General features: G+C 67.8%; 11 protein-coding genes, 2 rRNA genes and 1 riboswitch (1 of these 14 cut by a window edge). Of the genes, 1 reads left to right on the top strand and 12 read right to left on the bottom strand.

All coding sequences use genetic code 11. The features are described 5' to 3' along the window. Positions 1–146: 146 nt before the first annotated feature. Positions 147–245: riboswitch (glycine riboswitch) on the bottom strand. A gap of 112 nt (positions 246–357) precedes the next feature. Beyond that, positions 358–747 (top strand): PRC-barrel domain-containing protein, encoded by a 390-nt coding sequence (locus tag OG447_RS19420; RefSeq protein WP_266938071.1) that lies wholly within the window; start codon positions 358–360, stop codon positions 745–747. Positions 748–808: 61 nt separating this feature from the next. On the opposite strand, the gene OG447_RS19415 is transcribed toward OG447_RS19420, so the two are convergent. From OG447_RS19415 to OG447_RS19360, 12 genes are all read right to left on the bottom strand, one after another. Beyond that, a complete protein-coding gene (locus OG447_RS19415; protein WP_266938070.1) occupies positions 809–2,305 on the bottom strand; it encodes a DNA polymerase IV in 1,497 nt (498 codons plus the stop codon). 77 nt (positions 2,306–2,382) lie between these two features. Next, the gene (locus tag OG447_RS19410; protein WP_266938068.1) at positions 2,383–3,021 is read right to left on the bottom strand and encodes a MerR family transcriptional regulator; all 639 of its coding nucleotides are present in this window, start codon (positions 3,019–3,021) and stop codon (positions 2,383–2,385) included. 181 nt (positions 3,022–3,202) lie between these two features. Further along, entirely contained in the window at positions 3,203–3,676 is a 474-nt protein-coding gene (locus tag OG447_RS19405) for a bifunctional nuclease family protein (RefSeq protein WP_007262890.1), read from the bottom strand. Positions 3,677–3,739: 63 nt separating this feature from the next. Further along, positions 3,740–4,522 (bottom strand): MerR family transcriptional regulator, encoded by a 783-nt coding sequence (locus OG447_RS19400; RefSeq protein WP_266938067.1) that lies wholly within the window; start codon positions 4,520–4,522, stop codon positions 3,740–3,742. An 18-nt stretch (positions 4,523–4,540) separates the two neighbouring features. Then, positions 4,541–5,485, bottom strand: coding sequence for an FHA domain-containing protein (locus tag OG447_RS19395; protein WP_266938943.1), 945 nt, complete (start codon positions 5,483–5,485; stop codon positions 4,541–4,543). Between the two features lie 82 nt (positions 5,486–5,567). After that, positions 5,568–6,470 carry a DUF881 domain-containing protein gene (locus tag OG447_RS19390; RefSeq protein ID WP_266938066.1) on the bottom strand — a complete coding sequence of 301 codons (903 nt, stop codon included), beginning with the start codon at positions 6,468–6,470 and terminating at the stop codon, positions 5,568–5,570. A gap of 5 nt (positions 6,471–6,475) precedes the next feature. Then, positions 6,476–6,808 (bottom strand): small basic family protein, encoded by a 333-nt coding sequence (locus OG447_RS19385; protein WP_030722407.1) that lies wholly within the window; start codon positions 6,806–6,808, stop codon positions 6,476–6,478. Further along, positions 6,805–7,707 carry a DUF881 domain-containing protein gene (locus tag OG447_RS19380; protein WP_266938065.1) on the bottom strand — a complete coding sequence of 301 codons (903 nt, stop codon included), beginning with the start codon at positions 7,705–7,707 and terminating at the stop codon, positions 6,805–6,807. Before OG447_RS19380 ends, OG447_RS19385 begins: the two co-directional genes overlap by 4 nt. A 112-nt stretch (positions 7,708–7,819) precedes the next feature. Then, entirely contained in the window at positions 7,820–10,315 is a 2,496-nt protein-coding gene (locus tag OG447_RS19375; protein ID WP_266938064.1) for a mannose-1-phosphate guanyltransferase, read from the bottom strand. Between the two features lie 98 nt (positions 10,316–10,413). Continuing rightward, the gene (locus tag OG447_RS19370; protein ID WP_266938063.1) at positions 10,414–11,004 is read right to left on the bottom strand and encodes a CDP-alcohol phosphatidyltransferase family protein; all 591 of its coding nucleotides are present in this window, start codon (positions 11,002–11,004) and stop codon (positions 10,414–10,416) included. A 130-nt stretch (positions 11,005–11,134) separates the two neighbouring features. After that, positions 11,135–11,251, bottom strand: a 5S ribosomal RNA gene (gene rrf, locus OG447_RS19365). Between the two features lie 74 nt (positions 11,252–11,325). Beyond that, positions 11,326–13,541: ribosomal RNA gene (locus OG447_RS19360) — 23S ribosomal RNA — on the bottom strand; it runs 907 nt beyond the window's last position.

Raw genomic sequence — 13,541 nt, 5'->3', positions numbered from 1 at the left:
ACCCGGACGGCCTCCCCCTCTGTCATCTCAACCTGAGAGCTTCACCGGGCCTCACGGGGGTCTCCCGCGCGATCCGGCTTTCACCGTCGGTGAGGAGAGGAACCGGCACTGCGTGCCCGGTACCCACTCCTGCTTTCCAGAGTGGCCTCGTCCGTGCGGTACGTATGCCTGAGAGATTCCGGGGAGGATTTGCTCCTTCGGCGCCTCCGTCACGTTCTCTCGGAGGACTCTCCCGCACAGGGTCGACAGCCGTCACCCAGCCTACCAGCGAGGATCCGCACCCTCCCCGAGTGGCCTCCGCTCCCGATATGCACTTCTGTAGTCATTACGGAGCAGTTGCGACCATTTGGAGGGACCGTGCAGACCGACATCGATCCGCGCAGCCTGATCGGCCGCAAGGCGTTCGACCGCAATGGCACCAAGATCGGCACCGTGGACGAGGTCTACCTCGACGATGCCACGGGCACCCCGGAATGGGCCGCCGTCCGGACCGGCCTGTTCGGCCGGGACGCGTTCGTCCCCCTGGAGCCGAGCGAGATGGTCGGCGACACCTTGCGGGTGCCCTTCGAGCGCTCCCTCATCAAGGACGCCCCGGACTTCGGCGTCGGCCGCCACCTCTCCCCCGAACAGGAACTCCAGCTGTACCACCACTACGGCCTGGACGTGACCCTCCCCAGTGAGTTCCACCACCCGCCCGCCACCGGTCCCGACCGCGATTTCGGCCGCCTGGCGGGCGACGAGGGCTAGTGCTGCGACCGGAAAGGGTTCACCGGGTCGCGCCGCCCGGCAAACCCTTCCGGTCACAGCACTAGGGCGCGTCCGGGCGGGCGGCGGATCCCGCCCCCACGGCTCCCTCCCCCACCAGCGGCAGCGGATCGGACGGCTCCAGCTCCGGGTCGTCCACCCGGAAGGTCCGCACCCGGCCGGGCGCCGATCCGGGCCGCTCGAACCGTACGGTCACCCGCCCGACCCCGCTGCCCTGCACCCATCCGGGCCCGTACACCGTGTGCCGTACGTCGCCACCGGCCGCCCAGCGCCGCTCGGAGGCGGGCTCCGGCTCCGGGGGCGGCTCCGCGCCCTCCTGGGCCGCCGGCGCCCCTCCGGGCTCCCCGCCCGGCGCGGCGGCCGCCTCCGACCCCTCCGGCCCCGCCGTCCCGCTCTGCCCGGTCGTCCCGGTCGTCCCGGTCGTCCCGCTCGCCCCGGTCGTCCCGCTCGCCCCGGCCGGCTCGGCGGCCAGCGCCTGCGCGAACAGGTCCTCCTGCGTGTAGTCCGCCAGCCCGGTGACCCCCACCCCCAGCAGGCGCACCCCTCCCGTGGTGTCCACCGCCTCCAGCAGCCGCGCGGCGGCCTCCCGCACCACCCCGGGGTCGTCCGTCGGCCCGCGCAGCGTCTCGGACCGCGTCAGCGTCGAGAAGTCGTACCGCCGCACCTTCAGCACGATCGTGCGCCCGGAGTGCCCGGACCCCCGCAGCCGCTGTACGCACCGGTCGGCGAGCCTCTGGACCTCGCCCCGGATCCGCACCCGGTCGTGCAGGTCCACGTCGAAGGTGTCCTCGACCGACACCGATTTCGCGTCCCGCTCCGCGACCACCGGCCGGTCGTCCAGCCCCAGCGCCATCCGGTAGAGCCCGACCCCGTGCGAGCGCCCCAGCATCCGGACCAGCTCGTCCTCACCGGCCTCGGCCAGTTCCCCCACCAAGGTGATCCCGGCCCGGCGCAGGTGCTCCCCGGTGGCGGGCCCCACCCCCGGCAGGGTCCGTACCGACATCGGGGCGAGCAGCTCCCGCTCGGTCCCCGGCTCGATCAGCAGCAGCCCGTCGGGCTTGGCCTCCTCCGAGGCCACCTTGGCCAGCATCTTGGACCCCGCGAGCCCCACGGACCCGCTGAGCCCCGTGGCCGCCCGGATGTCCGCCCGCAGCCGCTCGCCCGTCGCCCGGGCGCTGGGCCCGTCGAAGGCCGTACCGCCCGCCTCCAGGTCCACGAAGGCCTCGTCGAGGCTGAGGGGCTCCACGAGCGGTGACAGCTCCCGCAGGAGGGCCATGACCACCTCGCTGACCTCGCGGTAGAGGCTGAAGCGCGGAATCAGGCAGGCGCCGTTCGGACAGAGCCGCCTGGCCTGCCCCATGGGCATCGCGGAGTGCACCCCGAACCGGCGGGCCTCGTACGAGGCGGTGGCGACGACCCCGCGCGGCCCCAGCCCCCCGACGATGACCGCCTTCCCGCGCAGGCTCGGCTTCGACGCCTGCTCCACGGCGGCGTAGAAGGCGTCCATGTCCAGGTGCAGGATGGTCGGCGCGGCTCTCACACCCCGATGGTCCCCCACCCCTCTGACAACCCGGCGGACCGGGCCCCGGACGGGCGGGCGAGCCGAGGAGCGGGTGCTCAGCCCGCCCGGTTGCGGCGGGCCGCCAGCTCGTCGGTCGGGTTGTGCCCGACCACGGTCTCGCCGGTGTCCACGCGCTCCCCGTGCAGCTGCGACAGCGCGTTCTCCACGTCGCTCCACACGACGCCCACGGCGATGCCGAAGACGCCCTGCCCGCCCTGGAGCAGGCTCACCACCTGGTCGGGCGAGGTGCACTCGTACACGGTGGCGCCGTCGCTCATCAGCGTCATGCGCTCGAGGTCCGAGAACTCGCGGTCGCGCAGGTGCTGCACGGCGGTGCGGATGTTCTGCAGCGCCACCCCGGTGTCCAGGAAGCGCTTGACGATCTTGAGGACCACCACGTCCCGGAAGCTGTACAGGCGCTGGGTGCCCGACCCGTAGGCGGGGCGCACGCTCGGCTCCACGAGCCCGGTGCGCGCCCAGTAGTCGAGCTGCCGGTAGGTGATCCCGGCCGCGGCACACGCGGTCGGCCCGCGGTAGCCGACCTGCTCGGGCGCCGGGTCGCCGCTCACCGGTCCGACCGGTGTCGACTCCGGCTGGCGGCGCGCGGAACCCACCGTGCTGCCGTGCAACGGGTACGGTCCACCGTCACTCCGTGCGGGGGTGCCCCCGGTCGTACCGTCGCCCGTGATCCTCACGCCGACCCTCCGTCCTTGACCTGCCCACCTTGAAGGTAGGCAGTCACCAGGGGTGCGTCAACGATCGCCACACTCGGCACGCCGAGTGATAATCACCCTGAGAGTGGTTTCCCGTATCCCTTTGCGGGGAAAGGCTACTCGAATGGGCTGGCAGTTCCGCGTGGACGACGCGGCCGGCGCCTCACTGCGGGCCGGTGCCGAAGTCCTCGGGCGAGATCTGGTCGAGGAACTCGCGGAACTTCTCCACCTCGTCCTCCTGCTCGTCCGGAATGGCGATTCCGGCGTCGTCCAGCACGCCGTCACTGCCGTAGATCGGCGTCCCCGTCCGCAGGGCCAGCGCTATGGCATCGGAAGGCCGCGCGCTCACCTCGACCCCGCTGGCGAAGACGAGCTCCGCGTAGAAGACGCCCTCCCGCAGATCCGTGATCCGGACCTCGGTGAGCTCCTCACCGACCGCCTCCAGCACGTCCTTGAACAGGTCGTGCGTCAGCGGCCGGGCAGGGGCCATGCCCTGCTGTGCGAAGGCAATGGCGGTCGCCTCCCCTGGACCGATCCAGATGGGGAGGTACCGGTCGCCTCCCACTTCACGCAGGAGCACGATCGGTTGGTTGGAGGGCATTTCCACCCGGACACCCACAACGTCGAGCTCGTTCACACAGCAACCCTAGGACCTGCCCGGCAGGTTTGGGTAGTCGGGGCTCCACTCCGACCAGCGCGGTCACCGCAAGCGGACGCCCAGAGCCGTCTGCACGAGGGCCTCGTGGAGCCGTACGGAGAGCCCCGCGAGCTCCTTGAGGGTGGCCTCGGCATGCGCCCTGGTCTGCGGGTTGCGGTGCCTGCGCAGCGGCGTCACGACCTGCTCGACCAGACCGGCCTCCCGGTCCGCGGCGGCCTTCATCGCCCGCAGGTGCCTCGGCTCCAGCCCGAATCGCCCCAGGTCAGCGACCAGCCGGGCCACCGTGACGGCTTCGGCGTCGAAACCGCCGCCCGGTGCCTCCGCGAGCAGCCCGTACGACTCCCACTCGACCAGCTGCACCTCGTCCACCTCCGCGGCGGCGATCAGCTCCGCCCGGCCCACACGGGGCGCCGAGGGCCGCTCCCGGCCCACCTCGCCGTACAGGGCGGCGGGGCTGGCGGGGTCGAACGCGCCACCGGGGTCCCGGTGGGCCGTGGGCGCCGGGATGCGGATCTGCTCCCCGCGGTCGAGCGCGTCGAGCTGCTCGCGGATGACCTTCAGCGGCATGTAGTGATCGCGCTGCAGGCGCAGGATGCGCGCCAGCCGCTCGACGTCCTCGGTGCTGAACTTGCGGTATCCGGAAGGTGTGCGCCTGGGCTCGACGAGCCCCTCCGCCTCCAGGAAGCGGATCTTCGAGATCGTGACTTCGGGGAACTCGTCACGGAGCTGGGTGAGCACCGTGCCGATGCTCACCAGCCGCCCGGCCGGGCCGGTGGTCCCGGCGGTGCCGTTCTTCGGGGCACCGCCGGTCGGGGTGCGCAGCATGGGGCCTTCCTTGACGGATCAGATGCCCCGCAGGCTCGCGTAGAAGACCAGCCGGTACTTGCCGATCTGGACCTCGTCGCCGTTGTGGAGGGCGACCGAGTCGATCGGCTCACGGTTGACGTACGTGCCGTTGAGGCTGCCCACGTCGGAGACGGTGAAGCCGCCTTCCTGGCTCCTGCGGAACTCGACGTGCCGCCGGGAGACGGTGACGTCGTCCAGGAAGATGTCGCTCTGCGGGTGCCGGCCTGCCGTGGTCAGTTCGCCGTCCAGCAGGAAGCGGCTGCCGGAGTTGGGGCCGCGCCGCACGATCAGCAGGGCGGAACCGGGGGGCAGTGCCTCCACCGCGGCCTGGGCCTCGGGGGACAGCGAGGACGACGCGTGCGTCTGTCCCGACACCTCGGCCTCGTAGGCCTCGAGGCCCGAGATCGAGATGGTGGACGTGGTCTCCGAGGCACGCTCCGGCGTCAGGCCCGGCCGCAGCGGCGCCCCGCAGTTGGAGCAGAACCGGCTCGCCGCATCGCTGCGGTGTCCGCACCTGCTGCAAATCTGCTCGGCCGACATGGACGGCTCCTCGCGCCGCGGCTGCCCCGCGGAGGCATTGGTGGCATACGGGTCGGGGGCAAACCCTCCACCCGAACTTGAGGTTGACGGTTCACCGAAACCTATGCGTCCGGTACCGGCAGGGTCAACAGCCGACGCGCCGTGGGCGCCCGGAACATCACCGCCGCCCGCGACCTCGTCGCGGAAGAGCGGCCGGTCGCCCTGCCCTTCCGCGTCACCGTGCCCGGCACGGTGACGTGCCGCGCCGCCTTCCTCACGGTTCTTCTTGCCGAACAACTTCTCAAACAACTTCACGGGCGATTCCCCTTGACCGAAATAGACCCGCCCGTGGGGCAGGACGAACTCCGCATGCACACACCTGCCGACCCGGACATTCTCACAACGTCCGTAACCACCAGACAGTTTCCACCACGCACCGCGACTTCGGTGCGCCGACCCCCCGCAGGCATCCGCCCACGTGAGCCGGTCCACACTCCGCCCCGTCTCATGACGATGACGACCGAGCGTAGTCAGGCTGCTTCGCAACTCGCAAGGCATCCACAACGATCTTCGCCGACCGTGTGACGGCCACGGTCGCCTGCTCCTTCTCCAGCGTCTGGACCACACCGCCGGGGATGTTGAGCGCCGGCTCCAGGTCCTGGGGCTTGCCGATCACCTTGAACTCATAAGGCTGTGTGATCTTCTTACCGTCGATGGCGACCCCGCCGTCCGCGTCCGAGAAGTACGAGCCCGCCACGATCCGCACACCGTTGATCTGGATCGCCTCGGCCCCGGCCGCCCGCAGCTCCTGGAGCGTGTCCAGCAGCTGGTCCGACGTGACCTGGCCCGTAGGATCGGTGATCTTCAGCGTGATGCCCGGCCCCTGGGCTGCCACCGTACCGGCCAGGATGCCGAGTTGGCGCTCCTTCTCCACGGTCTGCTTACGGGCCTCCTCGGCCTGGTTGGAGCTGCTCTCCAGCTCCCTGCGCTGGTCCTCCAGACGCTGCTTCTCGTCCTCCAGGCGCTTGGTCCGCCCGTCGAGCTCGTCGAGGATCCGTACGAGGTCCTCCTGACGGGCCCCGCGCAGCGCGCTGGAGTCGCTGTTGGACCGCACCTGGATGGCCAGCCCCAGTCCGAGGACGAACAGCAGCAGCGCGACGATCAGTTGCGCGCGGCTCACCCGCGGCGGCCACAGCCCGGACGCCAGCCGCTGCCGACCGGTCTCCCCGGGCCCCGCGGGCCCACCGGGAGCCGCCGGCGCGGGCCCACCGGGCGGCGCCGGCGCGGGCCCACCGGGCGGCGCCGGGGGCGTCGCCGGCGTCTGCGGCGTGGACGGCCCGGGTGTCACCGGGTCCACGGGCCCACCGGAGCCCTGGGGCCCCTCGGGCTGGTTGTCGTTCGTACTCATCGGCGTCACGCCCGGAACACGTGCCGGCGGATGGCCGCGGCGTTGGAGAAGATACGGATACCGAAGACCACGACGACGCCCGTGGACAGCTGCGAGCCGACACCCAGCTTGTCGCCGAGGAAGACGATCAGGGCCGCCACGACCACGTTCGAGAGGAACGACACCACGAAGACCTTGTCCACGAAGATGCCGTCCAGCATCGCGCGCAGACCGCCGAAGACCGCGTCCAGCGCCGCCACCACGGCGATCGGCAGATAAGGCTCCACCACGGCCGGTACTTCGGGCCGGACCAGAAGTCCGACCACCACTCCGGCCAAGAGGCCCAGTACCGCGATCACGATGCACCCTTCTGCTGCTCTTCTGCTGTCGCCGTCCGCACGGTGATGCTCGAGGCGGCCGGCAGCCGCACCTCGTCCTCCGGGGACAGGGTGTAGCGGATCCCGTAGCTCTCCTGCAGCACGTGCAGGTACTGACCGTCGGCCGAGTCCTGGAACGCGGTGCCGAGCCGCTTCTTGTCTCCCACCGCCAGCACCTCGTACGGCGGCACGAGCGGCCTGTTGTCGACCAGTATGGCGTCGCCCGCGGCCCTGATCGCCGACAGCGCCGTCAGCCGCTGCCCGTTGATGGACACGGCCTCGGCCCCGGACTGCCAGAGCCCGTTGACGATCTTCTGCATGTCGCGGTCGCGGAGCCGGCCGGTGTCCGAGAACCCGGCGCTCTCCCGCGGACCGCCGCCGCCCGCAGCGGCATCCTTGGCGTCGTCCACCACCAGCTTCACGCCGGGGCCCCGGACCTCGGTGGCACCGGACAGCAGCGCCACGCGCTGTCCCTGATCCCCGCCGTGCTGTTTCAGCGCCGTCCGCTGGCGGTCCGCGACGTTCTCCCGCAGCCGCTCGATGTCCCGCTCCAGGCCGTCGGCGCGCTCGTCCGCCCGCTCCACCCGGTCGATCAGTTCCTGTCGCTCCTTGGCCAGCACCGGAGCGGCTATCTGCGCCTTGGCCGCACCCAGCGTGACGACCATGGCGGCGAGCACGAGCCCCGCGGCGAGCCCCAGTTTGGCCTTGAGGCTGCGGGGCAGCCCCGCCGTCCCCTCGGCCTCGCGCCGGGCCGAGGCCTCCGCGTAGCCCTCGTCGAGACTGTGGTCCATCACGTGCGTCAGCAGCGACATGGAAGCGTCCGGGCGCGCGGGCGGGGACGCCGAACTCCTGTTGTGGGACGGCTGCGACATACCGCTCATCGTCGCATGTCGGCGCCGTCCACACCGAATGCGCCCACCCTGTGGGCCGGGCGGCACACGCAGCCCGCCCGGCCCCCAGGACTTCCTTCCTGCCTCCTGCGGCGCACGGCACTCAGTGCCCGGCGCCGTCCACCACCGCGGCCCACTCGTCGAGCAGGGCCTGCGCCGAGGTGTCGTCGGGACCTTCGGCCCACAGGTGGGTGACCGCCTCCGCCGGGTCCGGCAGGACCAGCGCCCAGCGCCCGTCTGCCTCGACCACCCGCACCCCGTCGGTGGTGTCCACCTGCCGGTCTCCGGCCGCCTCGACGACCCGCCGCATGACGAGTCCCTTCACCGCCCACGGCGTGGGCACGTCCCGCTTGAGCACGTGGGCCCGCGGGATCCGGGCGTCGATCTGGCTCAGCGTGAGCTGGGTCCTCGCCACCAGCCCGAGGAGCTGCACGAAGGCCGCGGATCCGTCGAAGACGCTGCTGAACTCCGGAACGATGAATCCGCCCCGGCCGTCGCCGCCGAAGATGGTCGTCTCCGCCCGGCCCACCCGGGTCAGGTCGTCGGGTGAGGTCGTCGTCCACTCCACCTGCGTGCCGTGGTAGGCGGCCACCTGCTCGGCGACCCGCGTCGTGGTCACCGGCAGCGCCACCTTGCCGCTGCGTTTCTCGGCGGCCACCAGGTCGAGCATCACCAGCAGGGCCCGGTCGTCCTCGATGATCCGCCCGCGCTCGTCCACCAGGGAGATCCGCTCGCCCACCGGGTCGAAGCGCACCCCGAACGCCGCCCGCGCCGAGGCCACGATCTCCCCGAGCCGTACCAGGCCGGCCCGCCGGGACTCCGTGCTCTCCGTGGGCCTGGACTCGTCGAGACCGGGGTTGATCGTCAGGGCGTCCACCCCGAGCCGGCCCAGCAGGCTGGGCAGGACGAGTCCGGCGCTGCCGTTGGAGGCGTCCACGACCACCTTGAGCCCGGCGTCACCGATACCGGTGGTGTCCACCCGCCGCAGCAGGGAGCCGGTGTAGGAGTCGAAGACGCTGGACGGGAACTGGAGGTCACCGATCTCGCCCGGGAAGGCACGCCGGTACTCCTGCCGTGCGTACACGCGGTCCAGCTTGCGCTGCCCGGCCTGCGAGAGGTCGGCTCCCCGCTCGTCCAGGAACATGATGTCGACGGAGTCCGGCACCCCCGGCGAGGTCCGCAGCATGATCCCGCCGGCACTGCCCCGGGCGGTCTGCTGCCGCGCCACCGGGAGCGGTACGTTCTCCAGGTCCCGTACGTCGATGGCGCTGGCCTGGAGAGCCGAGATCACGGCTCTCTTGAGCGCTCTGGCACCTCGGGAGTGGTCACGGGCCGTGGTGACGATCGCACCCTTCTTCAGGGTCGTCGCGTACGCTCCGGCGAGCCGCACCACCAGTTCCGGGGTGATCTCCACGTTCAGGATGCCCGTGACTCCCCGGGCTCCGAACAGATGTGCCTGGCCTCTGGACTCCCAGATGACCGACGTGTTGACGAAGGCACCGGCTTCGATCGTCTTGAAGGGGTAGACCCGCACGTTCCCCTGAACGATCGATTCCTCACCGACGAGGCACTCGTCGCCGATGACCGCCCCGTCCTCGATCCGCGCGGCCCGCATGATGTCGGTGTTCTTGCCGATGACGCAGCCGCGCAGGTTGCTGTGGGGCCCGATGTACACGTTGTCGTGGATGACGGCCTTGTGGAGGAAGGCCCCGCTCTTCACGACGACGTTCGAGCCGATGACCGTGTGCTCACGGATCTCCACACCGGCCTCGACCTTGGCATAGTCCCCGATGTACAGGGGCCCGCGCAGCACCGCGTCGGGGCTGACCTCGGCGCCTTCGGCGATCCACACGCCGGGGGAGATCTCGAAGCCCTCCATGTCGACCTGGACCAGACCCTCGAGCACGTCGGCCTGCGCCTTGACGTAGCTCTCGTGGGTGCCGACGTCCTCCCAGTAGCCCTCGGCCACGTAGCCGTAGATCGGCCGGCCTTCCTTCATGAGCTGGGGGAAGACGTCGCCGGACCAGTCCACCGAGACGTCCGGGTCCACGTAGTCGAAGATCTCCGGCTCCATCACGTAGATGCCGGTGTTGATGGTGTCCGAGAACACCTGTCCCCAGGTCGGCTTCTCCAGGAAGCGCTCGACCTTGCCCTCTTCGTCCACGATGGTGATGCCGAACTCCAGCGGGTTCGGCACCCGGGTCAGGCACACCGTGACGAGCCCGCCCTTTTCCTTGTGGAAGCGGATGAGGTCGGTGAGGTCGAAGTCGGTGAGCGCGTCGCCGGAGATGACGAGGAAGGTGTCGTCCTTCAAGGCCTCCTCGGCGTTCTTCACGCTGCCGGCGGTCCCGAGTGGCTTCTCCTCGTTGGCATAGGTGAGCTCCATTCCGAGCTCCTCGCCGTCACCGAAGTAGTTCTTGACGAGCGACGCCAGGAACTGCACGGTGACCACGGTCTCATTGAGCCCATGCCGCTTGAGCAGCCTGAGCACATGCTCCATGATCGGCCGGTTGGCCACCGGCAGGAGCGGCTTGGGCATGCTCGAGGTCATGGGGCGAAGACGAGTTCCTTCGCCACCGGCCATCACGACGGCCTTCATGTCGGAAGAGTCCTCCTTGAGAGACGACGTTCTCGCCGACCTCACCCGTCCCGACGGTGACTCCGCAACTCCTCCGCGTCAGCCGGCGCCGAGCGAGCTCAATCGGCCGTGGCGTCCGCCTTCACAAGACGGCGGACTTGGACCACGTACAGCACTCCTGCCCACCAATAGAGGGTTGTACCCCATCCTGCGAACGCCCATCCGAAAACTGACCCCATCCAGGCCAACCAACCGGTGCCGTCACTGAGCAGGAGCAGGGGGAACGCGTACATCAGATTGAAGGTCGCGGCCTTGCCCAGGAAGTTCACCTGCGGCGGCGGATAGCCGTGTCGGCGCAGGATCCACACCATGACCAGCAGCATCAGCTCACGCGCCAGCAGAGCGCCGGTGAGCCACAGTGGCAGAAGCTCGCGATAGGTCAGACCGAAGAGCGTCGACAGGATGTACAACCGGTCCGCGGCCGGATCCAGCAGCCGTCCTAGGTTGCTGATCTGGTTCCAGCGCCGGGCAAGCTTCCCGTCGAGGTAGTCGCTGATACCGCTGAGCATGAGGACGGCCAGGGCCCATCCGTCGTACTCCACGAGGATCAGCCACAGGAACAGGGGTACGCCGGCCAGGCGAGCCATGCTCAGGATGTTCGGAATGGTGAAAATTCGGTCTGTCTGAACCCGAGTCTCCTGGACCTCCACCCGGGGGCCTCCACGCTAGAAAAGTTGAACGATGCCCCCTGACCCTACAGGAGACCGCACACGTGCCCGGAACGCAGAAAAGCCCCGCACCGAACCCGTAAGGGTTTGGTGCGGGGCTTCCGCAATGATTGTTCGGCGGCGTCCTACTCTCCCACAGGGTCCCCCCTGCAGTACCATCGGCGCTGAAAGGCTTAGCTTCCGGGTTCGGAATGTAACCGGGCGTTTCCCTAACGCTATGACCACCGAAACACTATGAAGTTAACCAACCGGGCATGGACACGGTTCGTTACTTCAGAACTAACACAGTGGACGCGAGCAACTGAGGACAAGCCCTCGGCCTATTAGTACCAGTCAGCTTCACCCGTTACCGGGCTTCCACATCTGGCCTATCAACCCAGTCGTCTACTGGGAGCCTTACCCTCTCAAGGAGGTGGGAATACTCATCTTGAAGCAGGCTTCCCGCTTAGATGCTTTCAGCGGTTATCCCTCCCGAACGTAGCCAACCAGCCATGCCCTTGGCAGGACAACTGGCACACCAGAGGTTCGTCCGTCCCGGTCCTCTCGTACTAGGGACAGCCCTTCTCAATATTCCTACGCGCACAGCGGATAGGGACCGAACTGTCTCACGACGTTCTAAACCCAGCTCGCGTACCGCTTTAATGGGCGAACAGCCCAACCCTTGGGACCGACTCCAGCCCCAGGATGCGACGAGCCGACATCGAGGTGCCAAACCATCCCGTCGATATGGACTCTTGGGGAAGATCAGCCTGTTATCCCCGGGGTACCTTTTATCCGTTGAGCGACGGCGCTTCCACAAGCCACCGCCGGATCACTAGTCCCGACTTTCGTCCCTGCTCGACCCGTCGGTCTCACAGTCAAGCTCCCTTGTGCACTTACACTCAACACCTGATTGCCAACCAGGCTGAGGGAACCTTTGGGCGCCTCCGTTACCCTTTGGGAGGCAACCGCCCCAGTTAAACTACCCATCAGACACTGTCCCTGATCCGGATCACGGACCGAGGTTAGACATCCAGCACGACCAGAGTGGTATTTCAACGGCGACTCCACAACCACTGGCGTGGCTGCTTCAAAGTCTCCCACCTATCCTACACAAGCCGAACCGAACACCAATATCAAACTATAGTAAAGGTCCCGGGGTCTTTCCGTCCTGCTGCGCGAAACGAGCATCTTTACTCGTAGTGCAATTTCACCGGGCCTATGGTTGAGACAGTCGAGAAGTCGTTACGCCATTCGTGCAGGTCGGAACTTACCCGACAAGGAATTTCGCTACCTTAGGATGGTTATAGTTACCACCGCCGTTTACTGGCGCTTAAGTTCTCAGCTTCGCCACACCGAAATGTGACTAACCGGTCCCCTTAACGTTCCAGCACCGGGCAGGCGTCAGTCCGTATACATCGCCTTACGGCTTCGCACGGACCTGTGTTTTTAGTAAACAGTCGCTTCTCGCTGGTCTCTGCGGCCACCCCCAGCTCAAGGAGCAAGTCCTCTCACCAGTGATGGCCCCCCTTCTCCCGAAGTTACGGGGGCATTTTGCCGAGTTCCTTAACCATAGTTCACCCGAACGCCTCGGTATTCTCTACCTGACCACCTGAGTCGGTTTAGGGTACGGGCCGCCATGAAACTCGCTAGAGGCTTTTCTCGACAGCATAGGATCATCCACTTCACCACAATCGGCTCGGCATCAGGTCTCAGCCTTAATGAGGGACGGATTTGCCTACCCCTCGGCCTACACCCTTACCCCGGGACTACCACCGCCCGGGCTGGACTACCTTCCTGCGTCACCCCATCGCTTACCTACTACCACCTTGGATCGGCGGCTCCACCACTTTCCTTTCCCCGAAGGGTCCGGAACGGCTTCACGGCCTTAGCATTAGAGGATTCGATATTGGGCGTTTCAAAGCGGGTACCGGAATATCAACCGGTTGTCCATCGACTACGCCTGTCGGCCTCGCCTTAGGTCCCGACTTACCCTGGGCAGATCAGCTTGACCCAGGAACCCTTAGTCAATCGGCGCACACGTTTCTCACGTGTGTATCGCTACTCATGCCTGCATTCTCACTCGTGAACCGTCCACAACTAGCTTCCGCTGCTGCTTCACCCGGCACACGACGCTCCCCTACCCATCACAGCGGGCGTTGGCCCTATTGCTGCAATGACACGACTTCGGCGGTACGCTTGAGCCCCGCTACATTGTCGGCGCGGAATCACTTGACCAGTGAGCTATTACGCACTCTTTCAAGGGTGGCTGCTTCTAAGCCAACCTCCTGGTTGTCTCTGCGACTCCACATCCTTTCCCACTTAGCGTACGCTTAGGGGCCTTAGTCGATGCTCTGGGCTGTTTCCCTCTCGACCATGGAGCTTATCCCCCACAGTCTCACTGCCGTGCTCTCACTTACCGGCATTCGGAGTTTGGCTAAGGTCAGTAACCCGGTAGGGCCCATCGCCTATCCAGTGCTCTACCTCCGGCAAGAAACACACGACGCTGCACCTAAATGCATTTCGGGGAGAACCAGCTA

This window comes from Streptomyces sp. NBC_01408 (assembly GCF_026340255.1).
In the GTDB taxonomy this organism is placed as follows: domain Bacteria; phylum Actinomycetota; class Actinomycetes; order Streptomycetales; family Streptomycetaceae; genus Streptomyces.
The sequence above is the reverse complement of the archived record's forward strand: the minus strand, read 5'-3'. Positions and strand labels throughout refer to the sequence as shown.